The sequence below is a fragment of the Klebsiella sp. X1-16S-Nf21 genome (assembly GCF_002837615.1).
GTDB lineage: Bacteria > Pseudomonadota > Gammaproteobacteria > Enterobacterales > Enterobacteriaceae > Klebsiella > Klebsiella variicola.
Genome location: NZ_PJDK01000003.1, coordinates 39,711 through 64,009, shown reverse-complemented (window position 1 = coordinate 64,009; position 24,299 = coordinate 39,711). Strand labels below are relative to the sequence as shown.

Annotated in this window: 23 protein-coding genes; 9 read left to right on the top strand and 14 right to left on the bottom strand. The window is 57.1% G+C overall.

Annotation, left to right across the window (positions count from 1 at the left end):
- Nucleotides 1–22 precede the first annotated feature (22 nt).
- The 4 genes from CW267_RS02620 to CW267_RS02605 all read right to left on the bottom strand — a co-directional run bounded on the left by CW267_RS02620 (nt 23) and on the right by CW267_RS02605 (nt 4,372).
- The gene (locus CW267_RS02620; RefSeq protein WP_002911423.1) at nt 23–664 is read right to left on the bottom strand and encodes a bifunctional 4-hydroxy-2-oxoglutarate aldolase/2-dehydro-3-deoxy-phosphogluconate aldolase; all 642 of its coding nucleotides are present in this window, start codon (nt 662–664) and stop codon (nt 23–25) included.
- 38 nt (nt 665–702) lie between these two features.
- Nucleotides 703–2,514, bottom strand: a complete 1,812-nt coding sequence (edd, locus tag CW267_RS02615; RefSeq protein WP_023297878.1) for a phosphogluconate dehydratase — start codon at nt 2,512–2,514, stop codon at nt 703–705.
- Nucleotides 2,515–2,736: 222 nt separating this feature from the next.
- Nucleotides 2,737–4,212 (bottom strand): glucose-6-phosphate dehydrogenase, encoded by a 1,476-nt coding sequence (gene zwf / locus CW267_RS02610; RefSeq protein WP_008804260.1) that lies wholly within the window; start codon nt 4,210–4,212, stop codon nt 2,737–2,739.
- A gap of 10 nt (nt 4,213–4,222) precedes the next feature.
- A complete protein-coding gene (locus CW267_RS02605; protein WP_004145554.1) occupies nt 4,223–4,372 on the bottom strand; it encodes a hypothetical protein in 150 nt (49 codons plus the stop codon).
- A gap of 159 nt (nt 4,373–4,531) precedes the next feature.
- On the opposite strand from CW267_RS02605, the gene CW267_RS02595 reads away from it, so the two are divergent.
- Nucleotides 4,532–5,437: a MurR/RpiR family transcriptional regulator gene (locus CW267_RS02595; protein WP_162493240.1), complete on the top strand. Its 906-nt coding sequence runs from the start codon at nt 4,532–4,534 to the stop codon at nt 5,435–5,437.
- Between the two features lie 125 nt (nt 5,438–5,562).
- Nucleotides 5,563–7,005, top strand: coding sequence for a pyruvate kinase (pyk, locus tag CW267_RS02590; protein WP_002911440.1), 1,443 nt, complete (start codon nt 5,563–5,565; stop codon nt 7,003–7,005).
- Between the two features lie 63 nt (nt 7,006–7,068).
- On the opposite strand, the gene CW267_RS02585 is transcribed toward pyk, so the two are convergent.
- Nucleotides 7,069–8,403, bottom strand: coding sequence for a 2-hydroxycarboxylate transporter family protein (locus tag CW267_RS02585; protein ID WP_012967679.1), 1,335 nt, complete (start codon nt 8,401–8,403; stop codon nt 7,069–7,071).
- Between the two features lie 419 nt (nt 8,404–8,822).
- Here CW267_RS02585 and CW267_RS02580 point away from each other — a divergent pair, with 419 nt between their 5' ends.
- The 3 genes from CW267_RS02580 to dcuR all read left to right on the top strand — a co-directional run bounded on the left by CW267_RS02580 (nt 8,823) and on the right by dcuR (nt 12,299).
- Nucleotides 8,823–9,770: an AEC family transporter gene (locus CW267_RS02580; RefSeq protein WP_012541253.1), complete on the top strand. Its 948-nt coding sequence runs from the start codon at nt 8,823–8,825 to the stop codon at nt 9,768–9,770.
- 62 nt (nt 9,771–9,832) lie between these two features.
- Nucleotides 9,833–11,518, top strand: coding sequence for an NAD-dependent malic enzyme (locus tag CW267_RS02575; RefSeq protein WP_012967678.1), 1,686 nt, complete (start codon nt 9,833–9,835; stop codon nt 11,516–11,518).
- 64 nt (nt 11,519–11,582) lie between these two features.
- Nucleotides 11,583–12,299: a two-component system response regulator DcuR gene (dcuR, locus tag CW267_RS02570; RefSeq protein WP_100780972.1), complete on the top strand. Its 717-nt coding sequence runs from the start codon at nt 11,583–11,585 to the stop codon at nt 12,297–12,299.
- A 30-nt stretch (nt 12,300–12,329) separates the two neighbouring features.
- Here dcuR and lpxM read toward each other — a convergent pair whose 3' ends face one another.
- The 3 genes from lpxM to znuA form a co-directional block, all read right to left on the bottom strand.
- Nucleotides 12,330–13,301, bottom strand: coding sequence for a lauroyl-Kdo(2)-lipid IV(A) myristoyltransferase (gene lpxM, locus CW267_RS02565; protein WP_008804253.1), 972 nt, complete (start codon nt 13,299–13,301; stop codon nt 12,330–12,332).
- Nucleotides 13,302–13,418: 117 nt separating this feature from the next.
- Nucleotides 13,419–14,738 carry a murein DD-endopeptidase MepM gene (mepM, locus tag CW267_RS02560; protein ID WP_012541251.1) on the bottom strand — a complete coding sequence of 440 codons (1,320 nt, stop codon included), beginning with the start codon at nt 14,736–14,738 and terminating at the stop codon, nt 13,419–13,421.
- Nucleotides 14,739–14,753: 15 nt separating this feature from the next.
- Nucleotides 14,754–15,698 (bottom strand): zinc ABC transporter substrate-binding protein ZnuA, encoded by a 945-nt coding sequence (gene znuA, locus CW267_RS02555; RefSeq protein WP_008804251.1) that lies wholly within the window; start codon nt 15,696–15,698, stop codon nt 14,754–14,756.
- A 110-nt stretch (nt 15,699–15,808) separates the two neighbouring features.
- Between znuA and znuC the strand changes: the two genes are divergently transcribed.
- On the top strand, nt 15,809–16,528 hold the full coding sequence (znuC, locus tag CW267_RS02550; RefSeq protein ID WP_229531798.1) for a zinc ABC transporter ATP-binding protein ZnuC: 720 nt from the start codon (nt 15,809–15,811) through the stop codon (nt 16,526–16,528).
- Nucleotides 16,528–17,313, top strand: coding sequence for a zinc ABC transporter permease subunit ZnuB (znuB, locus tag CW267_RS02545; RefSeq protein WP_008804249.1), 786 nt, complete (start codon nt 16,528–16,530; stop codon nt 17,311–17,313). Before znuC ends, znuB begins: the two co-directional genes overlap by 1 nt.
- A gap of 63 nt (nt 17,314–17,376) precedes the next feature.
- Here the strand turns inward: znuB and ruvB are convergent, their stop codons facing one another.
- The 6 genes from ruvB to aspS form a co-directional block, all read right to left on the bottom strand.
- Nucleotides 17,377–18,387: a Holliday junction branch migration DNA helicase RuvB gene (gene ruvB / locus CW267_RS02540; protein ID WP_012541250.1), complete on the bottom strand. Its 1,011-nt coding sequence runs from the start codon at nt 18,385–18,387 to the stop codon at nt 17,377–17,379.
- 8 nt (nt 18,388–18,395) lie between these two features.
- Nucleotides 18,396–19,007, bottom strand: a complete 612-nt coding sequence (ruvA, locus tag CW267_RS02535; RefSeq protein ID WP_002911454.1) for a Holliday junction branch migration protein RuvA — start codon at nt 19,005–19,007, stop codon at nt 18,396–18,398.
- Nucleotides 19,008–19,086: 79 nt separating this feature from the next.
- Nucleotides 19,087–19,608, bottom strand: coding sequence for a crossover junction endodeoxyribonuclease RuvC (gene ruvC / locus CW267_RS02530; RefSeq protein WP_008804247.1), 522 nt, complete (start codon nt 19,606–19,608; stop codon nt 19,087–19,089).
- Between the two features lie 34 nt (nt 19,609–19,642).
- Complete coding sequence (locus CW267_RS02525; RefSeq protein ID WP_002911459.1) at nt 19,643–20,383, bottom strand: YebC/PmpR family DNA-binding transcriptional regulator; 741 nt, start codon at nt 20,381–20,383, stop codon at nt 19,643–19,645.
- A gap of 27 nt (nt 20,384–20,410) precedes the next feature.
- A complete protein-coding gene (gene nudB, locus CW267_RS02520) occupies nt 20,411–20,854 on the bottom strand; it encodes a dihydroneopterin triphosphate diphosphatase (RefSeq protein ID WP_002911477.1) in 444 nt (147 codons plus the stop codon).
- 1 nt (nt 20,855) lies between these two features.
- The gene (aspS, locus tag CW267_RS02515) at nt 20,856–22,643 is read right to left on the bottom strand and encodes an aspartate--tRNA ligase (protein WP_008804246.1); all 1,788 of its coding nucleotides are present in this window, start codon (nt 22,641–22,643) and stop codon (nt 20,856–20,858) included.
- 267 nt (nt 22,644–22,910) lie between these two features.
- On the opposite strand from aspS, the gene CW267_RS02510 reads away from it, so the two are divergent.
- Together CW267_RS02510 and CW267_RS02505 are read left to right on the top strand one after the other, a co-directional pair.
- Entirely contained in the window at nt 22,911–23,477 is a 567-nt protein-coding gene (locus tag CW267_RS02510) for a hydrolase (RefSeq protein ID WP_070612272.1), read from the top strand.
- Nucleotides 23,474–24,292 carry a DUF72 domain-containing protein gene (locus CW267_RS02505; protein WP_048964809.1) on the top strand — a complete coding sequence of 273 codons (819 nt, stop codon included), beginning with the start codon at nt 23,474–23,476 and terminating at the stop codon, nt 24,290–24,292. The genes CW267_RS02510 and CW267_RS02505 overlap by 4 nt, the downstream gene beginning before the upstream one ends.
- Nucleotides 24,293–24,299 lie beyond the last annotated feature (7 nt).

Sequence of the window (24,299 nt, the reverse complement as noted above, 5' to 3'; positions counted from 1 at the left end):
GTTGTCGACCCTGAGGCGCGGTTTACTTCGCGCCTTCCACCGCTTCACGCGCCAGGGTGGTGATGCGATCGTAGTCGCCGGCCTCCAGCGCGTCGGCTGGCACCAGCCAGGAACCGCCGATGCACAGCACGCTATTCAGCGCCAGGTAGTCACGGTAGTTGGCCGGAGAAATACCGCCGGTAGGGCAGAAACGAATGTGGCCGAACGGACCAGCAATCGCCTGCAGGGCTTTCACGCCGCCGTTGGCTTCCGCCGGGAAGAATTTAAACTCTTTCAGACCATACTGCATACCCAGCATCAGCTCGGAAACCGTGCTGATCCCCGGGATCAGCGGAATGGTGCCGTCTTCGGTCGCCGCTTTCAGCAGGGATTCGGTCAGTCCCGGGCTGATAGCGAACTGCGCGCCAGCTTCCGTTACCGCTTTCAGTTGCTCGACGTTGGTGACCGTGCCCGCGCCGACAATCGCGTCCGGCACTTCTTTAGCAATCGCGCGGATCGCTTCCAGGGCGCACTCGGTGCGCAGGGTGACTTCCAGCACGCGCACGCCGCCCGCGACCAGCGCTTTCGCCATCGGTACCGCATGCTCCAGCTTTTTCACCACGATAACCGGGACAACCGGACCGGAGGTGAGGATTGCTTCTGCTGTTGTTTTCCAGTTTTTCATCAGGATTTTCTCTCGCCAGATCTAGAAATAAAATCGTCTTAAAAAGTGATGCAGGTTGCGCCCTGCTCCGCGCCAGAGAGCTTCTCACGCAGCGCCCCAAACATCTCCCGACCGGTTCCCACGCGCGACGCGCTGAGGTCAGGGATATGCGGCTGACGCGCCGCCAGTTCGGCATCGTCCACCAGCAGCGTCAGTTCTCCCGTCTGCCCGTTCACGCGAATCACATCGCCATCGCGCACTTTCGCCAGCAACCCACCATCATAGGCTTCAGGCGTGACATGGATTGCTGACGGGACTTTACCGGAGGCGCCAGAGAGTCGGCCATCGGTCACCAGCGCTATTTTGAAACGGCGGTCCAATAATACACCAAGTGGCGGCATAAGTTTATGTAATTCTGGCATCCCGTTCGCTTTTGGCCCCTGATGACGGACCACCACCACACAATCTTTATCCAGCAGGCCCGCTTCAAAGGCCGGCAATACGTCGTGTTGGCTCTCGAACACCACCGCCGGCGCTTCGATCACCTGATTCTCCACCGGGACCGCCGAGGTTTTCATTACCGCGCGCCCCAGGTTGCCGCTCAGCACCTTGGTGCCGCCGTGGCGGGAGAACGGTTTCTCGAAGGTCGCGATGACCTGATCGTCAAGCGGCGCTGTCGCCCCTTCACGCCAGTCCAGCTCGCCGTTGTTGAGCCACGGCTCCAGGGTATAACGCGACAGACCAAAGCCAGCGACGGTGTGAACATCCTCATGCAGCAGGCCGCCTTTCAGCAGCTCGCGCACCAGTACCGGAACGCCGCCCGCCGCCTGGAAGTGGTTGATATCCGCCGGGCCGTTGGGATAGAGGCGCGCCAGCAGCGGCACCACGTCTGACAGGTCGGAGAAATCGTCCCAGTTAATGATGATCCCCGCCGCGCGGGCCATCGCCACCAGGTGCATGGTATGGTTGGTGGAGCCACCGGTCGCCAGCAGCGCCACGATGCCGTTGACCACCACTTTTTCGTCGAACATTTTCCCCAGCGGCATCCACTCGTTGCCATTGCCGGTCATGCGGGTGACCTGGCGTGCGGCAGCGGCGGTCAGCGCGTCCCGCAGCGGGGCATCCGGATGGACGAAGGACGATCCCGGCAGTTGCATGCCCATAAACTCGACCACCATCTGGTTGGTGTTCGCCGTGCCGTAGAAAGTACAGGTTCCCGGCGCGTGATAAGAGGCGGCTTCGGACTCCAGCAGCGCCATACGATCCACTTTACCTTCCGCGTACAGCTGGCGAATGCGGACCTTCTCTTTATTAGGCAGGCCGCTGGCCATTGGACCGGAGGGAATAAAGACCGACGGCAGATGGCCGAAAGAGAGCGCCGCCATGGTCAGGCCAGGAACAATTTTATCGCATACCCCGAGGTATAGCGCGCCATCGAACATGTTATGCGACAGACCGATAGCGGCGGACATGGCGATCACTTCGCGGCTCAGCAATGAGAGCTCCATACCGTCCTGCCCCTGGGTTACGCCGTCGCACATTGCCGGCACGCCGCCGGCCACCTGGCCGACCGCATTGGCGCTATGCAGCGCTTTACGGATGATGTCCGGATAGTGTTCGTAGGGCTGGTGCGCGGACAACATATCGTTGTAGGAGGTAATGATGGCGATATTGTTGCGCAACATGCTTTTCAGAGAGGCTTTGTCGTCAGCCTGACAGGCCGCGAAACCGTGAGCCAGATTGCCGCAGGCCAGTTGCGCACGATGCACGGTGTCGGTTTTGGCCTGGTTAATCCTTGCGAGGTAAGCCGCGCGGGTGTCACGCGACCGTTCGATAATGCGATTTGTTACCCGTAACATTGTCGAATTCATAAAGGCTCCTCAAATTTGTATCTGTCCGGCCGCTGCGTGATGACGTATTTTTGTGCTAAAGGCCACCAACACCAGCGCTCAGGGGCAAAATGTCTGAAAGCAGTGTAATAAAAAAAGCCCCGTGGGTGAATCCTCACGGGGCTTAAAAGATTAAAAAGCGTGCGACTTTCTGCGTCAGATCATGTTACCGGTAAAATAACCCTGACGGATTAGGCGGCGAGCTTACTCGAACTCGTTCCATGAGCGGCCGTCACGGGTGATCATCGCCACCGACGCAACCGGTCCCCAGGTCCCTGCCTGATACGGTTTCGGCGCATCGCGGTCGGCAGCCCAGGCTTCGGTGATGGAATCCACCCATTTCCACGCCTCTTCCACTTCATCACGGCGGACGAACAGCGCCTGGATACCGCGCATGGTCTCCAGCAGCAGACGCTCATAAGCATCGGCCAGGTGCGTCTGGTTGAAGGTCTCGGAGTAGCTCAGATCCAGCTTGGTGATCTGCAGATTATGCTTATGGTCGAGGCCCGGCACTTTGTTCAGCACCTGGATATCCACCCCTTCGTCCGGCTGCAGACGAATGGTCAGCTTGTTCTGCGGCAGCTCCTGCCAGGTCTCTTTAAACAGGTTCAGCTCCGGAGTTTTGAAGTAAACCACGACCTCAGAGCATTTGGTCGGTAGACGTTTGCCGGTGCGCAGATAGAACGGTACGCCGGCCCAGCGCCAGTTATCGATATCGACGCGGATAGCCACGAAGGTTTCGGTGTTACTGGTTTTGTTGGCGCCCTCTTCTTCCAGGTAGCCCGGCACTTTTTTGCCCTGGGCAAAGCCGGCGGTGTACTGGCCGCGAACGGTTTTCTCACGCACGTTGGAGCGATCAATGCGGCGCAGGGATTTCAGGACCTTGACCTTTTCATCACGGATGCTGTCGGCGCTGAGATCGGACGGCGGTGACATGGCAATCATGCAGAGGATCTGCAGCAGGTGGTTCTGGATCATGTCGCGCATCTGCCCGGCCTGGTCGAAGTAACCCCAGCGCCCTTCAATACCCACCTCTTCCGCGACGGTGATTTCGACATGGTCGATAGTGCGGCAGTCCCAGTTATTGACGAACAGAGAGTTGGCAAAGCGCAGCGCCAGCAGGTTGAGGACCGTCTCTTTACCGAGGTAGTGGTCGATACGGTAGACCTGGCACTCTTCAAAAAACTCGCCGACCTGGTCGTTGATTTCACGCGAGGTTTCCAGCGAGGTACCCAGCGGTTTTTCCATCACCACGCGCGCAGGCTTGGCATTGAGCTTCGCTTCGCCCAGACCTTTGCAGATCGCGCCAAAGGTGCTCGGCGGCATGGCGAAATAGTTGATGGTGACACGGTTCTGTTGATCCAGCATCTCACCCAGACGCGTGAAGCCGCTGGTGTCATTGACGTCAAGATTACAGAACTCCAGGCGTCCGCTCAGGGAATCCCACAAACCCTCATCAATTTTTTCCTTCATGAAGGTTTCCAGCGCTTCGCGCACGACTTTGGTGTAAGCAGCTTTATCCCAATCGGCACGGCCGACGCCAATGATGCGGGTGTCGGCGTGGATCTGGCCCGCTTTTTCAAGCTGATACAGGGAAGGCAACAATTTACGTCGCGCCAGGTCGCCCTTCGCGCCGAAAATGACCAGGTCGCATGCCTGGGCCGTTTGCGTTACCGCCATGTCATTCTCCTCAGTTGATAGTCTGGTGCTTCTGCCAGGCTATATTTGTAATTTTCTTACACTGCACTGTACTGTGTTTACGTATTTCCCGAAAGCCTTCCCCTTCGTTTGCGGCGGTAAAACCGCACAGGGTGAAAACATTCGGCGATGATTTGGGCATCCGGCTGATATTGTTCGTTGTTTGTACCTGTTTCAGGTCAGTAAAATACGACTCTGATCATGTAATGAAAAAAAACAACATTATTTCACGTCATTCCTCACCGCTTGCGCTTGCGGAGGGGTATATTCTTGCTAAAACGCCCGATGATTTCACCCATTAATGAAATCGTTTCCATTGATGAGCGCCCTGTTACTAATGAACATGCTGGAAAAAATCCAGTCCCGACTGGAACACCTTAGCAAATCTGAACGCAAAGTGGCGGAAGTGATCCTCGCCACCCCCGCGCAGGCCATTCATTCGAGCATCGCCGCCCTCGCCCTTGAGGCCGGGGTGAGCGAACCGACCGTCAATCGCTTCTGCCGCAGTCTCGAAACCCGCGGGTTTCCTGATTTTAAACTGCACCTTGCCCAGAGCCTCGCGCACGGCACGCTCTATGTTAACCGGAATGTTGATGAAGACGACAGCGTTGAGTCATACACGGGAAAAATATTCGAATCGGCCATGGCGAGTTTAGATCAGGTCCACCATTCTCTCGACATGTCGGCGGTGAATCGCGCGGTGGATCTGCTGACTCAGGCCAAAAAAATCGCCTTTTTCGGCCTCGGTTCCTCGGCGGCGGTCGCCCATGATGCGATGAACAAATTTTTCCGCTTTAACGTGCCGGTCATCTATTCCGACGACATTGTCCTGCAACGCATGAGCTGTATGAATTGCGATGACGATGATGTGGTGGTGATTATCTCGCATACCGGAAGAACCAAGAGCCTGGTGGAGCTGGCGCAGCTGGCCCGTGAAAACGATGCCATGGTGATCGCCCTCACCTCCGCCGGTACCCCCCTGGCCCGGGAAGCCACGCTCGCCATCACCCTCGATGTCCCGGAAGATACCGACATCTATATGCCGATGGTCTCCCGTCTCGCCCAGCTGACCGTCATCGACGTATTGGCGACGGGGTTTACGCTGCGTCGAGGGGCAAAATTCAGAGATAACTTGAAGAGGGTCAAGGAAGCGCTGAAGGAATCGCGTTTTGATAAAGAACCGTTCGTACCCAGTGATAATCAATAAAAGTTGATAACAAGCAGTACCCCATTACACCTTCGATAACGATCCGGCTGTGCGACGTTGCAGGCTGGCGCTACCGAATCCATGTTCACGCAACACCAAAGTTGTATCAGTCAACGGAGTATTACATGTCCAGAAGGCTTCGCAGAACCAAAATCGTTACTACCTTAGGCCCGGCAACTGACCGCGATAACAACCTGGAAAAAGTTATCGCCGCGGGCGCAAACGTAGTGCGTATGAACTTCTCTCACGGCACCCCGGAAGATCATCAGCTCCGTGCCGACAAAGTGCGTGAGATTGCGGCAAAACTGGGCCGTCACGTGGCCATCCTCGGCGACCTCCAGGGACCAAAAATTCGCGTATCGACCTTCAAAGAAGGCAAAATTTTCCTCAACGTCGGCGATAAATTCCTGCTCGACGCTAACCTTGGTAAAGGTGAAGGCGACAAAGAGAAAGTCGGGATCGACTACAAAGGCCTGCCGGCGGATGTCGTGCCGGGCGATATCCTGCTGCTCGACGATGGTCGCGTGCAGCTGAAAGTCCTCGAAGTTCAGGGGATGAAAGTGTTCACTGAAGTGACCGTCGGCGGTCCGTTGTCTAACAACAAAGGGATCAACAAGCTGGGCGGCGGCCTGTCTGCCGAAGCGCTGACCGACAAAGACAAGGCCGATATCGTCACCGCCGCCAAAATCGGCGTCGACTACCTGGCGGTCTCTTTCCCGCGCTGCGGCGAAGACCTGAACTACGCCCGTCGCCTGGCGCGCGATGCCGGCTGCGATGCGAAAATCGTCGCCAAAGTTGAGCGTGCGGAAGCAGTCTGCGATCAGGATGCGATGGACGACGTGATCCTCGCCTCCGATGTGGTCATGGTTGCGCGCGGCGACCTCGGCGTCGAAATCGGCGATCCAGAGCTGGTGGGTATCCAGAAAGCGCTGATTCGTCGTGCCCGTCAGCTGAACCGTTCCGTCATTACCGCCACCCAGATGATGGAGTCGATGATCACCAACCCGATGCCGACTCGTGCTGAAGTCATGGACGTGGCCAACGCCGTGCTGGATGGTACCGATGCGGTGATGCTCTCTGCGGAAACCGCTGCCGGTCAGTATCCGTCGGAAACCGTGGCCGCGATGGCGCGCGTGTGTCTGGGCGCCGAAAAAATCCCCAGCCTCAACGTTTCCAAACACCGTCTGGACGTCCAGTTTGACAATGTGGAAGAAGCGATTGCTATGTCGGCGATGTATGCCGCCAACCACCTGAAAGGCATCACGGCCATCATCACCATGACCGAATCGGGCCGCACCGCGCTGATGACCTCGCGCATCAGCTCCGGTCTGCCGATTTTCGCCCTTTCCCGCCACGAGCGCACCCTGAACCTGACCGCACTCTACCGCGGGGTGACCCCGGTGTTCTTCGACAGCCAGAATGACGGGGTAGCCGCTGCGCACGATGCCGTCAATCTGCTGCGGGACAAAGGCTACCTGGTCTCTGGTGACCTTGTGGTCGTTACCCAGGGTGACGTGATGAGCACCATCGGCAGCACCAACACCACCCGTATCCTTACCGTCGAGTAAGCCTCGGTGTCGACCTGCCAGCGATGCGGCTGGCAGGTTTTTTTTTGCCCACTATCTGGCAGATTACACCACCCAGCTCAACAACAGCGTCGCGGCGATCACCGTCGACGCCCCGCCGATCCGCGTCGCAATCTGGGCAAACGGCATCAACCCCATCCTGTTTGACGCCGAGAGGATGGCCACATCTCCGGTTCCTCCAAGGCCGCTATGGCAGCTGGTCACGATAGCGGCTTCCACCGGATACATATTCAGGCGAGTAGCGATAAAGAAACCGCTCAGCGCCATGGCAATAACGATGGAGCCGCAAACCACGACGTAGCCAATGGAGAAGACCGAGACCACGCTCTCCAGCGGCACATACAGCATGCCCAGGCCGATCATCAGCGGCCACACCAGCGCGGCGGAGACAAACTTGTAGCAGCTATGCGCCCCCAGCTCCATCGCCGCCGGGATAACGTTGGTATATTTGCAGAAGACGGCCGCCAGAATCATCAGCACCGGCCCGGGAATATGCACTACCTTCTCCAGCAGACCACCGACGATGAAAAATGCACAAATCATCAGCAACCCGGCGCCCATCAGCTGAAAATCGGTGGGTTGGGTACTCTGATGTTGCGCAAAGACGCTATTATCGTCATGGCTGCGGATCAGCATCCCATTGCCGGAGAGCGCCGGACGACGTGCGCCCATGCGCGCCAGAAAACCAGCGCAGATAATGGCGAAAATATTCCCAACCACCGCGGCCGGCGCCAGCTGGGCAACATAGACATCAGGTGTTTGCCCGAGAATGGCCGAATAAGCCAGCGACAAAGGCAGGATCCCTTCGCCGATGCCGCCGCCGATAATCGGCACGATGATAAAAAAGAAGGTGTGGTAAATACTGTAGCCAAATAAGCTGCCCACCAGCAGGCCGGTTAATATTGCCGCCCCGGTCCCGGCCACCAGCGGGACAAACATACGCACCATCCCCTGGATCAGAATAGTGCGGTTCATTCCCAGAATACTCCCGACAACCAGACAGGCGATGACGAAATAGAGGAGATTGGCCTCTTTCATCAGCAAGTGCACAGTATCGAGCGTATGAGCTTCAAACACGCCAAAGTAGACCAATACTGAGGGCATCATCAGACACAATATGGCCGGCCCGCCAATGTCTTTTAGTACTGGCACCATGCGGCCAATCTTAGCCAGCGCGAATCCCAGGGTCATAATGACCGCCAGTCCGCCAATCATATTTTTCGGCAGCAGGCCCGCGCTCGCAGAGAGCGCGACGATCGCAGCGATACCAATAAAGAGCGTTAACGGTACGGCACCAACGTCGATATTGGATAAAAGTCGTGTCGATTGGCCGTTCGGTTGCGTTTTATCTATCGGGTGGTTGAGTGAATTATTTTCCATATTTTTACCTGAATGATAAGGAGGTAGCGTAGGGTAGTAACGCAATATTAAAATTTGCGTAGCAACATAAATGAAATAGCACTAAACACCGGCTCACCAAAATACACTCAAAACGGTAGCACAGGCGTTTAAAACAAAAAATGACAAACGGATTTCTTCTGTTGGCTTTGTGACTAAACTATAAAATTGATTTTAAGTAATTTAATTTATCGTCATAAAGCTAAAGTTTTCATCAATGGTGAAATTTAAATGCCTTAGATACAACCCCATGATTTAACCCTGTTTTCTTTATTTGTAAGTAAAGTATCCGAGACGAAATTATTTAAAGGCAGGCGACTGTGATGACTATCACCTTTTAAATATTACGGGATCGCTAGATTGGCGACACAACAACCCGATAAAATATGTCAGGACATCTTATGCCTTCACTACTCTTACAATCTCTTTTCCCATTGGTATTTATCATGCTGCTGGGATGGCTTAGCGGTAAACTAGGCTATACCCGGCGCGAGGATGCCTCCGTTCTGGCCACGGTGGTGATCCGCTTTGCGCTTCCGTTCCATCTTTTTATCGGCGCGTTAAATACCCATCCCGATAAAATTAAAAACTTCACCTTTATGGCGGTGTTAGTCATTGGCCTGATGGGGTCCTATTTTCTCACGCTGCTGATCTCACGCTATGTTTTCCGTCATGATATTAAAACCAGCGCGATTCAGTCGCTGGTTTGCGCCTTCCCCGATATGGCCTACTTTGGCGCGCCCGTTCTGGCGGTACTGATAGGTCCGGAGGGTTTTCTCGGCGTGCTTATCGGAAACCTGGTGACCAGCGTATTGATGATCCCCCTGACTATTATCCTGATTCGCATGGGAGACAAGCACCGGAGCGCGGATGAACCCCAGCTTCACGCCGGGCAGCTGATCCTGCAAAACCTACTGAAGGCCGTGAGAAACCCCATCGTCTGGATCCCAATTTCCGGCGTATTGCTCAGCCTGGCGGGAGTCCAGCTGCCACCTATGCTCAGTATGCCTATTGAAATGGTGGGTAAAATCGCCGGCGGTCTGTCACTGTTCGCCCTGGGACTGCTGTTTTACGGCGAACGCCCGACGGTCAATATTCAAACCTGTACCAATATCAGTATCAAAAATCTGATCCAACCGGCAATGATGGCCCTGGCCGGACTGGCCTTTGGGCTCAGTCATACCTTAATGCAACAGGTTATTATCATCGGCGCGACGCCTTCCGCCATCGCGGCAGGGATGTTTGCACTGCGCAGCGATACCTATATTGAGCCGGCCTCATCCTCTATTTTGCTGGGTACCGCCATCGGCGTCGTCACCGAAGGCATCATGATTTATCTCATTTCGTAATCACGGAAATAAAACACCAAGACATCAGGCAATGTTTTAATTTGATATTCAGGAGTCATCCAATGTTAGCCACAGAAACCTTATACACTCCCTATAACGGTGCCGTCCTGCTGGAAAATCCGTTATTAAATAAAGGCCTTGCTTTTACCGAAAGTGAACGCACGGCATTTAATCTTCAGGGACTGTTACCCCATAATGTTGAAACCATTGAAGAACAAACCGAGCGCGCATGGGGCCAGTTTTGCCAGTTCAAAAAGAGTATTTCGCGCCATATCTATCTCAGGAATATTCAGGATACTAACGAGACATTATTCTATAACCTGCTGCGTAGTCATATGAAAGAAACGCTGCCGGTGATCTATACCCCGACGGTGGGTGAAGCGTGTGAACATTTCTCAGAAATATATCGCCGGGGACGCGGTTTGTTTATTTCCTGGCCCAACCGTCACCAGATTGACGAAATGCTGCAGGGATTTTCCCGCAATGATATCAAAGTCATTGTGGTGACCGATGGCGAGCGCATTCTGGGGCTGGGCGACCAGGGGATTGGTGGTATGGGGATCCCCATTGGCAAACTCTCGTTATATACCGCCTGCGGGGGCATTCACCCGGCATCCACGCTGCCTATCATGCTAGATGTCGGCACCAACAACCCGCAGCATCTGGAGGATCCGCTGTATATGGGCTGGCGCCATCCGCGCATCAGCGACGAGCAGTACCTGGAGTTTATGGACATGTTTGTCCATGCCATTCAGCAACGTTGGCCGAATGTATTACTTCAGTTTGAAGACTTTGCCCAAAAGAATGCCACGCGACTGCTCAACCGCTATCGTCACCAGCTGTGCTGTTTTAACGATGATATCCAGGGCACCGCCGCCGTGACCTCAGGGACGCTGATCGCCGCCGCGGCCGCGGCCGGGACGCCGATCCGCGACCAGCGGGTAGTTTTCCTTGGCGGCGGTTCGGCCGGATGCGGCATTGCGGAAAAAATCATTGCGCTGATGGTGGATGATGGGCTTTCGCAGGAGGAAGCACGCCGCCGTATCTTTATGGTTGACCGCTTTGGCCTGCTGACGGATGAGATGCCCAATCTGCTCGATTTTCAGCGCGACCTCGTCACGCCGCGAGCCAGTATTGCCCACTGGGATACCGAGTCCGCCCAACTGTCGCTGATGGATGTCGTACGCAACGTCCACCCTACCGTACTGATTGGCGTGTCTGGCCAGCCGGGGTTATTTAGCGAAGAGATAGTGAAGGAGATGCATCGGTACTGCCCGCGTCCGATTATTATGCCGCTCTCTAACCCCACCTCCCGGGCCGAAGCCCAGCCGAAGGATTTGCTGGAGTGGACCCGGGGAAGCGCGCTGATCGCCACCGGCAGCCCGTTCGAACCCGTCTTCTACGACGGCAAAACCTACGATATCGCTCAGTGCAACAACGCCTATATTTTTCCCGGTCTGGGGCTGGGGATCCTCGCCAGTAAAGCGCAGCGCGTCACGGAAGCGATGCTGATCACCTGCAGTAAAACCCTGGCAGCCCACTCGCCTTTGGCGAGCCGTGAAACCGGTGCTTTACTGCCGCCGGTTGAAGAGATCGAAATGATTTCCCGGGCTATTGCCGCAGAGGTCGCTCGCGCCGCGCAGCGGGACGGCGTTGCGCCGCAGATTGACGAGGCACAGCTGGCGGCGAATATCGATAAAACCTTCTGGCGAGCGCGCTACACCGCCTATAAACGATCGTCATTCTGATCGTCATTCCTCAACTCATCTTGCGGGAAGCCGGCTGGCTTCCCGCCACACCGGGGAACCACGCATGTTCAATGTGCTGATCGTCGATGATGATCCCATGGTAGCCGACCTGAACCGGCTGTTTATCAGCCGGGTAGCTGATTTTCACTGCTGCGGGGTGGCGGCGACGATCGGCGACGCCAAAGCGATGCTAAGCCATCTGGCGCAGGTCGATCTACTGCTGCTGGATGTCTATATGCAACAGGAGAATGGCCTGGACCTGCTGCCGGCGCTTCGCGCAGATGGGCGGAATATTGACGTCATCATGATGACGTCTGCCGCCGATACGCTCACGCTACAAACGGCGCTGCACTATGGCGTGGTGGATTACCTGATTAAACCGTTTCAGTTTCCGCGCTTTGAGGAGGCCCTGCAGGCATGGCGCAAAAAGTGTGAGGTGACGCAGGCGAAATCCTGTTATGCCCAAGCGGATATCGACACCCTGCTGCGCCGCGGGATCCCGCAACAGGAAAGCGCCCGCCGCCTGCCGAAAGGGCTGACGCCGCAAACCCTTCGCCTGGTGTGCCAGTGGATTGACGACCATCAGGCGCGCGATTTTTCGACCAATGAGCTGGCGGCGGCGCTGCAGATATCCAGGGTGTCATGCCGTAAATACCTGATTTGGCTGGAGCAGATAAACGTGCTCTTCACGACCAATCACTACGGTATCACTGGCCGCCCGGAGTATCGCTACCGGCTTGTCGTCGAGAACCTGATGTTACTGACGCAATATAGCCAGTGAGCCAGGAACGCCCACTGGCTCTCTTTTAGACTACTTCTTTGGGAACAGCTCTTTGCGTTTGTAGGGCTCGATTTCACCCGGCTTGCGCGTTTTCAGCAGCTTCAGGATCCAGGTGTACTGCTCGGTGTGCGGCTTAACAAACACTTCCACTTCTTCGTTCATCCGCCGGGCGATCGTCGTATCGTCTGCGTCCAGCAGGTCGTCCATCGGCGGGCGGACCAGCACCGTCAGGCGATGCGTTTGGCCATCATAGACCGGAAACAGCGGTACGACGCGGGCGCGGCATACCTTCATTAAACGGCCAATCGCGGGCAGCGTCGCCTTGTAGGTGGCAAAGAAATCCACAAATTCACTGTGCTCAGCGCCGTGATCCTGATCGGGCAGATAGTAACCCCAGTAGCCCTGGCGCACCGACTGAATAAACGGTTTGATCCCGTCGTTGCGCGCGTGCATACGCCCGCCAAAACGACGGCGCACGGTATTCCACACGTAATCAAAGACCGGGTTACCCTGGTTGTGGAACATCGCCGCCATCTTCTGCCCACCGGAGGCCATCAGCATCGCCGGGATATCCACGCCCCAGGCATGCGGAACGAGGAAAATCACTTTCTCGTTATTACGCTGCATCTCGTCGATGATCTCTTTCCCCTGCCAGTCGACGCGGGCAAGGATTTTCTGCGGATCGCGCAGGCCCAGCTCGGCCATCATCACCATCGCCTGCGGCGCCGAGGCATACATGGCGTCGATGATCGCTTCCCGTTCGTGCTCGCTTTTTTCCGGAAAACAGTAGAGCAAATTAATCTGCGCCCGGCGCCGCGAGCTTTTCGCCAAACGCCCTACGAAGCGGCCGAGTTTTCCGAGGATCGGATCGCGAAAGGAAGGCGGCGTCAGCGCGATGCCTGCGAAGGCAAAGACGCCCAGCCACGCGCCCCAGTAGCGCGGCAGTAAAAAGGATTTCTCAAACTTAGGGATAAACTCAATATTATTTTTTTTCGTTTCCATGCCCAATCCGCAGGTCGACTGCTTAATCAAGATAATGGGATAGTGTAGCGAGACGTTGGGTAACCTACAAAAGAAAAAGCCGGCGCCCTGGGGCACCGGCTTTCCACTGACCGGTGGTTAGTCAAACCGCAGCTGCGGGACGACCTCTTTGACCTGCGCCAGGTAATCGGTACGGTCGGAACCGCTCAGCCCTTCGGTACGCGGCAGCTTAGCCGTCAGCGGGTTGACCGCCTGCTGGTTGATCCACACTTCATAGTGCAGGTGCGGCCCGGTAGAACGGCCGGTATTCCCCGACAGCGCGATACGATCGCCGCGCTTCACTTTCTGCCCCGGTTTCACCAGCAGCTTACGCAAGTGCATATAGCGGGTGGTATAGGTGCGACCGTGGCGGATAGCAACATAATACCCGGCAGCGCCGCTGCGCTTGGCCACTACCACTTCGCCATCACCCACTGCCAGCACCGGCGTCCCCTGCGGCATCGCGAAATCGACGCCACGATGCGGCGCGACGCGCCCGGTGACCGGATTCAGACGACGCGGGTTAAAGTTAGAGGAAACGCGGAACTGACGCGCCGTCGGGAAGCGCATAAAGCCTTTCGCCAGCCCCGTCCCGTTACGATCGTAGAATTTGCCGTCTTCGGCACGGATGGCATAGTAATCCTTACCGTCGGAGCGCAAACGCACGCCCAGCAGCTGACTTTGCTCGCGCTTGCCGTCGAGCATTTCGCGCGACATCAATACCGAGAACTCGTCGCCTTTTTTCAGCTTACGGAAATCCATCTGCCACTGCATGGCCTTGATCACCGCGCTGATTTCGGTACTGGTCAGGCCGGCATCGCGCGCGCTGGAGACAAAGCTGGCGCCGACGGTGCCCTTCAGCACATTGTTGACCCAGTCGCCTTTCTGCAGCTCGCTGCTCATTTTAAAACCGTTGTCCACACGGGTATAAGTGCGGGTTTCGCGGCGGGACATCTCCCAGGTCAGGCTCTGCAGATCGCCGTCCGCGGTCAGGGTCCAGGAGAGCTGCTGGCCAATCTTCAGATTACGCAGCTCTTTATCGGCGGAGGAAAGCTGGGCGATATCGCCCATATCGATACCGTACTGGTTCAGGATGCTGCTGAGCGTATCGCCAGTCGACACCACATATTCATGACCGCCGGCATCGGTATCGGCCTTCTCGTCGAGTTCATCCTGAGGAATGGCTTCTTCTTCCTGCGGGGCCTGGTCGATCGGCTCGGAGGCTTCCGGCAGCAGGGAACGGATCTCGCTTTTTTCCAGTTCAATGGTTCTGACGATGGGGGCGGATTCCGGGTGGTAAATGTAGGGTCGCCAGACGGCGACCGCTAAGGTAAGAACGCTAAGCGACCCCAACATGACGCGATGAGGTCGTGGCAGATTGTTGAATGCCTGAGTGACAGCGCGGGCTATCTGTTGCACGTATTCACTTCCTCGTTAATCTCCTTTCAGGCAGCTCGAATACTGATTCGCCAGCTGGGTCAGGAATTGCGGGTAACTCGCTTTACCCAACGTAATTCCAGTACCCAGCGGATCCAGGGTTCCCATGCGCACAGACGTGCCCCGGGCAACAGCTTCGATAACCGCTGGCCTGAACTGTGGCTCAGCAAAAACGCACGTGGCCTTCTGCTCAACCAGTTGTGTTCTGATTTCGTGTAAACGCTGCGCACCAGGCTGTATTTCAGGGTTGACGGTAAAGTGCCCCAGCGAGGTCAAACCGTAGTGTTTTTCAAAGTAACCGTAGGCGTCATGAAAAACGAAATAGCCCTTCCCTTTCAGCGGTGCCAGCTCATTGCTAACCTGCTTGTCAGTCGCCGCCAGCGCGGCCTCGAACTGCTGCAGGTTGCTGTCGAGTTTGGCTCGACTCTGCGGCATAAGTTCTAATAATTTATCGTGGATTGCAACCGCCGAAAGCCGCGCTATCTCTGGGGATAACCACAGATGCATATTGTAAATACCGTGATGGTGATCGCCGTCACTTTTTTCTGCTGCGCCGTGGTCATGACCATCATGATCGTCATCGTCATCCGCCCCGGTCATCAGCAGCGGCTTCACCCCTTCCAGCTCCGCGATGGTCACCTTTTTATTCGCCGCAATGCTTTGCGTCGACCTATCCATAAAGGCTTCCATTTCCGGCCCAATCCATACCACTAAGTCTGCGTTCTGTAAGCGTTTTACATCAGAAGGCCGCAGTGAATAGTCATGCTCTGAGGCGCCGTCGGGCAATAGCACCTGAGTATCTGTCACCCCATCGGCGATGGCGGCTGCGATAAAGCCCAGCGGTTTCATGGAAGTCACTACGGCGGCGCTGGCCAGCGGAACCTGCGCGAACAAAAAAACAGCGCCAAGTCCAGCGCAAAGAAGCGTATTTTTATGTAACATAATGCGTCTAGTCATCGAAACGAGTGAATGTGATGTGATATTATAACATTCACTAGCTTGTGCAACCCTAAATTACTATGACAAACCTTGTTACGCTGGAAAATGTGTCGGTGGCCTTTGGCCAACGCCGCGTGCTGTCTGACATTTCGCTGGCACTCACGCCAGGCAAAATATTAACCCTGCTGGGCCCGAACGGCGCCGGTAAATCGACCCTTGTGCGAGTGGTTCTGGGGCTGGTAGCACCAACAGAGGGTGTCATCAAGCGGGAAGACCGCCTGCGGATTGGCTACGTGCCGCAGAAGCTGCATCTTGACGCCACGTTGCCGCTGACCGTCAGCCGCTTCCTGCGTTTGCGCCCGGGTACCCGCAAAGACGACATCCTGCCGGCACTGAAACGTGTGCAGGCCGGGCATCTGATCGACGCGCCGATGCAAAAACTCTCCGGCGGCGAAACCCAGCGCGTACTGCTGGCCCGCGCCCTGCTCAACCGCCCACAGCTGCTGGTGCTGGATGAACCGACCCAGGGTGTTGACGTCAATGGCCAGGTGGCGCTTTACGATCTTATCGACCAGCTGCGCCATGAACTGGACTGCGCAGTGCTGATGGTATCGCACGACCTGCATCTGGTGATGGCCAAAACCGACGAAGTCCTGTGCCTGAACCAGCATATCTGCTGCTCCGGCGCGCCGGAGGTGGTCTCCATGCATCCGGAGTTTATCTCCATGTTCGGCCCGCGCGGCGCGGAACAGCTGGGGATTTACCGCCACCACCATAATCACCGCCACGACCTTCAGGGGCGAATTGTACTGCGTCGGGGAAACAGCCGCTAATGATTGAACTTCTGTTACCTGGCTGGCTGGCCGGGATGATGCTGGCCTGCGCCGCCGGTCCGCTGGGCTCCTTTGTGGTCTGGCGCCGCATGTCCTATTTCGGCGACACGCTGGCGCATGCGTCGCTGCTCGGCGTCGCTTTTGGCTTATTACTTAACATCAATCCGTTTTATGCGGTGATCGCCGTGACTTTGCTGCTGGCCGGCGGGCTGGTGTGGCTGGAAAAACGCCCCCATCTGGCGATCGATACCCTGCTGGGCATCATGGCGCACAGCGCACTGTCGCTGGGGCTGGTGGTGGTCAGTCTGATGTCTAACGTCCGCGTCGATCTGATGGCGTACCTGTTCGGCGATCTGCTGGCAGTGACGCCGCAGGATTTGATTGCCATCGCCATTGGCGTAGTGATTGTGATTGGTATCCTGCTCTGGCAGTGGCGACCGCTGCTGGCGATGACCATCAGTCCGGATCTGGCGTTTGTCGATGGCGTGAAGCTGCAGCGCGTGAAGTTGCTGTTGATGCTGGTCACCGCTCTGACTATCGGCGTGGCGATGAAGTTCGTCGGCGCGCTGATCATCACTTCCCTGCTGATTATCCCGGCCGCCACCGCCCGCCGTTTTGCCCGCACGCCGGAGCAGATGGCCGCCGTGGCAGTGGGCGTGGGCATGCTGGCCGTTACCGGCGGGTTAACCTTCTCGGCCTTCTACGACACCCCGGCCGGGCCGTCGGTGGTGCTGTGCGCCGCCGTGCTGTTTATTCTCAGCATGACAAAAAAAGCCGCCAGCTGAAAATGAAAAAGCCCGGTCGCGCTGCTGACCGGGCCTCATAATGAACGACACATCCGTCGCGAACTAGGGCATTTCCGGCGGCGTGATCCCGAAATGATTCCAGGCGCGCACCGTCGCCATTCTTCCCCGTGGCGTACGCTGCAGAAAACCCTGCTGAATTAAGTAGGGCTCCAGCACATCTTCAATGGTTTCCCGCTCTTCGCCGATCGCGGCGGCGAGGTTATCCAGCCCCACCGGCCCACCAAAGAATTTATCTATCACCGCCAGCAGTAGTTTACGGTCCATATAGTCGAACCCTTCCGCATCGACATTCAGCATATCCAGCGCCTGGGCAGCAATGTCGGCAGAGATGCTGCCGTCGTGGCGCACTTCCGCGAAGTCGCGCACCCGGCGCAGCAGACGGTTGGCAATACGCGGCGTGCCGCGTGAACGACGGGCCACTTCCAGCGCGCCTTCGTCGCTCATCTCCAGCCCCATATGGCGGGCGCTGCGGCTGACGATATGCTGCAGATCGGGTATTTGATAGAACTCCAGACGCTGCACGATGCCAAAGCGGTCGCGCAGCGGCGAGGTCAATGAACCGGCCCGGGTGGTGGCGCCGATCAGGGTAAACGGCGGCAGATCGATTTTGATGGAGCGCGCCGCCGGACCTTCGCCAATCATAATATCCAGCTGATAGTCTTCCATCGCCGGGTAGAGCACCTCTTCCACCACCGGCGAGAGGCGATGGATCTCATCGATAAACAGCACGTCGTGCGGTTCGAGGTTGGTGAGCATCGCGGCGAGATCGCCCGCTTTCTCCAGCACCGGGCCGGAGGTGGTGCGCAGATTCACCCCCATCTCATTGGCGACAATGTTCGCCAGGGTGGTTTTCCCCAACCCAGGCGGGCCAAAAATCAGCAGGTGATCGAGGGCGTCGCCGCGCAGTTTCGCCGCCTGGATAAAGATCTCCATCTGGGAGCGCACCTGCGGCTGGCCGACATACTCTGCCAGCAATTTTGGGCGGATGGCGCGGTCAACGGCCTCTTCTGCGCCGCTGCTGTCTGCCGATACCAGCCGGTCTGCTTCAATCATCCCTTACCTCACAACGCGGCGCGCAGCGCTTCGCGGATTAGCGTTTCACTGTTGGCGTCCGGACGGGCAATCTTGCTTACCATCCGGCTGGCCTCCTGCGGTTTATAGCCCAGCGCGACCAGCGCGGCAACCGCTTCCTGTTCGGCATCATCTGCCGTCGGGCCTGCCGGCGAGGTCAGCACCAGATCGGCCGCCGGAGTGAACAGGTCGCCGTGCAGCCCTTTGAAGCGGTCTTTCATCTCGACGATCAGGCGTTCTGCGGTTTTTTTGCCAATCCCCGGCAGCTTCACCAGCGAGGCGACTTCTTCCCGCTCAACGGCATTGACGAACTGCTGCGCCGACATGCCGGAGAGGATCGCCAGCGCCAGCTTTGGCCCCACGCCGTTGGTTTTAATCAGCTCTTTAAACAGCGTACGTTCCTGTTTGTTGTTAAAACCATACAGCAGCTGGGCATCTTCACGCACCACAAAGTGGGTAAAGACTATCGCCTCCTGACCGGCCTCCGGCAGCTCATAGAAGCAGGTCATTGGCATATGCACTTCATAGCCGACGCCCGCCGTTTCCAGCAACACCAGCGGGGGTTGTTTTTCGAGAATGATGCCTCTGAGTCTGCCTATCACGTGGGGCTCCTGCGTTATGGTCTAAGTATCTGGCGGTATCATAAAAAAAGGCTGGATAGATATCCAGCCTGATTTGCGATTATCGTAAGCGCCCTCGCGCCAGATTGAGCCGGGTCTCGCTGACCTGAGCAACATTCTGGCTGATATGGCAATGGGTGATGGCAATCGCCAGCGCATCCGCCGCATCCGCTTGCGGATTGGCAGGCAGTTTGAGCAAGGTGCGCACCATGTGCTGAACCTGGCTCTTTTCGGCGCTGCCGATCCCGACAACGGTCTGCTTGACCTGACGGGCGGCGTATTCAAACACCGGCAGCGACTGATTGGTCGCTGCAACGATCGCCACTCCGCGCGCCTGCCCGAGCTTTAACGCCGAATCGGCGTTCTTCGCCATAAAGACCTGCTCAATGGCGAAATAGTCGGGCTGGAACTGGGTGATGATCTCCGTCACCCCAGCGTAAATCAGCTTCAGCCGCGACGGCAGATCGTCCACTTTGGTGCGGATGCATCCGCTGCCAAGGTAGCTCAACTGCCGCCCAACCTGGCGGATCACGCCATAACCGGTGACGCGCGACCCCGGGTCAATGCCGAGAATAATAGCCATCACGCGCCTCCGGTTAACCGTGGATGCGACTGCATCACAGGGTGGCTGCGACCTCGTCGGAGATCTCGCCGTTATGGTACACTTCCTGCACGTCGTCGCAGTCTTCGAGCATATCGATCAGACGCAGCAGCTTCGGCGCCGTCTCGGCATCCATATCCGCTTTGGTGGAGGGGATCATCGAGACTTCGGCAGCGTCGGCTTTCAGGCCAGCGGCTTCCAGCGCGTCGCGCACGGCGCCCATCTCTTCCCACGCGGTGTAGACGTCGATGGCGCCGTCGTCATAGGTCACCACGTCTTCTGCGCCAGCTTCCAGCGCCGCTTCCATAATGGTGTCTTCATCGCCTTTCTCGAAGGAGATGACGCCTTTCTTGCTGAACAGGTAGGACACGGAGCCGTCGGTACCGAGGTTACCACCGGTTTTGGTGAAAGCGTGACGCACTTCCGCAACGGTACGGTTACGGTTGTCGGACAGACATTCCACCATTACCGCGGTACCGCCAGGGCCATAGCCTTCGTAAATGATGGTTTCCATGTTCGCGTCTTCATCACCGCCGACGCCGCGCGCGATGGCGCGGTTCAGGGTGTCGCGCGTCATGTTGTTTGACAGCGCTTTATCAACGGCCGCACGCAGGCGCGGGTTGGAAGCCGGATCGCCGCCGCCCAGACGCGCCGCAGTCACCAGCTCGCGAATGATTTTCGTAAAGATTTTACCGCGTTTAGCATCCTGTGCCGCTTTGCGGTGTTTGGTGTTGGCCCATTTACTATGACCTGCCATAAAAAACTCTCCAAAAAGCGCGCCCTTTCAGGCGGCGTTAATTACAAATTCTTCAATCGCCTGCCGGTTGCTCCACGACTTGGTCAGCGCAGCGGCTTCCGTCGCGCTGACCCAGCGGTAGGCCAGATGTTCGGTGAAGGTAATCTCCCGCTCATGAGGCAGCGCAAGACAGAACCAGAATTCTGTATTGCGCTCTACACCCGGCGCATAGCGATGACGCAAATGAGAAAATATCTCGAACTCCACCGTGCGCTGACAGTCAATTAAGGTCAGTTGCTCGCAGGCAACATCAATGGCGACCTCTTCCTTTACTTCACGCGCGGCGGCCTGCAGCGCGGTCTCTCCTGCTTCCAGGCTGCCGGTCACCGACTGCCAGAACGCGGGATCGTCACGCCGCTGTAACATCAGCACCCGTTTCGTATCTTCGGCGTAAATCACCACCAGCACCGAAACGGGCAGCTTAAATGACATATTACTTGTTCTCCAGAGACGCTTTCGCCTCTTTCTCCACAACCTGAATACCCAGTTCACCGAGCGCAGCCGGATTGGCGAAGCTTGGCGCTTCGGTCATCAGACAGGCCGCGGCGGTGGTTTTCGGGAAGGCGATAACGTCGCGGATGTTATCGGTACCGGTCAGCAGCATGGTCAGACGGTCAAGACCGAACGCCAGACCCGCGTGCGGCGGCGTACCGTATTTCAGCGCATCCAGCAGGAAGCCGAATTTTTCACGCTGCTCTTGTTCATTAATGCCCAGAATACCAAATACGGTCTGCTGCATGTCGCCACGGTGAATACGAACAGAACCGCCGCCGACTTCATAACCGTTAATGACCATATCATAGGCGTTCGCTACGGCCTCTTCCGGCGCAGCTTTCAGCTCGTTCGCGGTCATATCTTTTGGCGAAGTGAACGGATGGTGCATCGCCGTCAGGCCGCCTTCGCCGTCGTCTTCGAACATCGGGAAGTCGATCACCCACAGCGGCGCCCATTTGCTCTCGTCAGTCAGGCTCAGGTCTTTACCGAGCTTCAGACGCAGCGCGCCCAGCGCGTCCGCCACCACTTTCTTGTTGTCGGCGCCGAAGAAGATCATATCGCCGTCCTGCGCGCCGGTGCGTTCGAGGATCGCTTCCACGATCTCAGCGGTCAGGAATTTCGCCACCGGGCTGTTGATCCCGTCCATGCCTTTCGCACGCTCGGTCACTTTAATATAGGCCAGTCCCTTCGCGCCGTAGATCTTCACAAAGTTGCCGTATTCGTCAATCAGCTTGCGGGTCAGAGAGGCACCGCCCGGGACGCGCAGCGCCGCCACGCGCCCTTTCGGATCGTTGGCCGGGCCGGCAAAGACCGCGAATTCCACGGACTTCAGCAGGTCGGCGACGTCCACCAGCTCCATCGGGTTACGCAGATCCGGTTTATCGGAGCCATAACGACGTTCGGCTTCGGCGAAGGTCATGATCGGGAAATCACCCAGGTCGACGCCTTTAATTTCCAGCCACAGCTGACGCACCATTGCTTCCATGATCTCACGCACCTGCGGCGCGGTCATAAAGGAGGTTTCCACGTCGATCTGGGTAAATTCAGGCTGACGGTCGGCACGCAGGTCTTCATCGCGGAAACATTTAACGATCTGATAATAGCGATCGAACCCGGACATCATCAGCAGCTGTTTGAACAGCTGCGGGGACTGCGGCAGCGCGTAGAATTTGCCTTTATGCACGCGGGAAGGCACGAGGTAATCGCGAGCGCCTTCCGGGGTGGCTTTGGTCAGCATCGGAGTTTCGATGTCGAGGAAGCCATGGTCGTCCATAAAGCGGCGCACAAAGCTGGTGATTTTCGCGCGGGTTTTCAGACGCTGCGCCATTTCCGGACGACGCAGGTCGAGGTAGCGGTATTTCAGACGCGCTTCTTCGGTGTTGACGTGATTGGAGTCCAGCGGCAGCGATTCTGAGCGGTTAATGATCGTCAGATCGGAGGCCAGCACTTCGATGGCGCCGGTGGCCATGTCCGCGTTGATGTTTTTCTCTTCACGCGCGCGGACGGTGCCAGTGACCTGAATGCAGAACTCATTACGCAGTTCAGAGGCTAATTTCAACGCATCCGCACGATCCGGGTCGAAAAACACCTGAACGATGCCTTCGCGGTCGCGCATATCGATAAAAATGAGGCTACCGAGATCGCGACGGCGGTTGACCCAACCACACAGAGTCACCTGCTGCCCAACGTGGGACTGTCGAAGCTGTCCGCAATATTCTGTACGCATGAGATATCCCTTAACTTAGCCGTCGGCGGATTGTCGTCTGCCCTGCAGGCGACGAGGTCGCAGCTTTAGCTGATGTCACAACTGAATGAAAAAAGGCGGCTATTATACTGGAAATTCTGTCGTTCGATAAGTCCGACGCACGATGTACGCTGCTTTGCTGCGCGCTTAACGTCTACACTCACATAAATTAACAATATTTGTTACCCTTTTGCTGAAGCCGCGCAGGTATTGTAGCCGCCTGACAACAGAAGAAGATACGGGGATACCATGTTAGAACTCAATGCAAAAAAAACGGCGCTGGTGGTGATCGATCTGCAGGAAGGTATTCTGCCTTTCGCCGGCGGACCACATCGGGCTGACGAGGTGGTGGCGCGTGCCGCTCGCCTGGCAGACAAGTGTCGACAACAGGGTTCACCGGTCATCATGGTCCGCGTCGGCTGGTCGTCCGATTTCGCCGAAGCGCTGAAACAGCCTGTCGACGCTCAGGCCGGGGCGCATACGCTGCCTGAACACTGGTGGACCTACCCGGCCACGCTGGGTAAGCAGGAGAGCGATATCGAAGTGACCAAACGCCAGTGGGGCGCGTTCTATGGCACCGACCTTGAGCTTCAGCTGCGCCGCCGCGGTATCGACACCATTATTCTCTGCGGTATCTCCACCAACATCGGCGTCGAATCCACCGCCCGCAACGCCTGGGAGCTGGGTTTTAACCTGGTCATCGCCGAAGATGCCTGCAGCGCCGCCTCCGCCGAGCAGCATCAGGGCAGCATGACGCATATTTTCCCGCGCATCGGTCGGGTGCGCAGCACCGAGGAGATCCTCGCCGCGCTATGATTTATATTGGGCTTCCCCAGTGGTCGCACCCGAAATGGGTGCGCCTTGGCATCACCAGCCTTGAAGAGTACGCCCGCCACTTTAACTGCGTGGAGGGCAACACTACCCTGTATGCGCTGCCGAAGCCGGAGATAGTCACCCGCTGGTATGAACAAACCCATGATGACTTCCGCTTCTGCTTTAAATTCCCGGCCACCATCTCGCACCAGGCCGCCCTGCGTCATTGCGACGATTTAAGCAGTGAATTTTTTGACCGCCTGGCGCCGCTGGCCTCGCGCATCGGCCAGTATTGGCTGCAGCTGCCGGCGACCTTCGGTCCTCGCGATCTCCCCGCGCTATGGCATTTTCTCGACGGGCTGCCGAAGGATTTCACCTATGGCGTCGAAGTTCGTCACCCCGAGTTCTTCGCCAAAGGCGAAGCGGAACAGCAGCTCAACCGCGGGCTGCACCAGCGCAACGTCAACCGCGTGATCCTCGACAGCCGCCCGGTCCACAGCGCCGCGGCCACCAGTCCGGCGATGATCGACGCGCAACAAAAGAAACCGAAGGTGCCGGTGCATGCAGTGATGACCGCCCGGCAGCCAATGGTGCGCTTTATTGGCGGCGACGATATGGTCCATAATCGGGAACTGTTTCGCGTCTGGCTGCAGACGCTGCCGAAATGGCATCAGTCGGGGACGCCGTGGCTGTTCCTCCATACCCCCGACATTGCTTACGCGCCGGCGCTGGTGGATACCCTGTGGGGCGATCTGCGCGCTGCCCTGCCGGCGCTAGGAAATGCGCCGTCGATTCCGCAGCAATCTTCTCTTTTCTGATATCCTG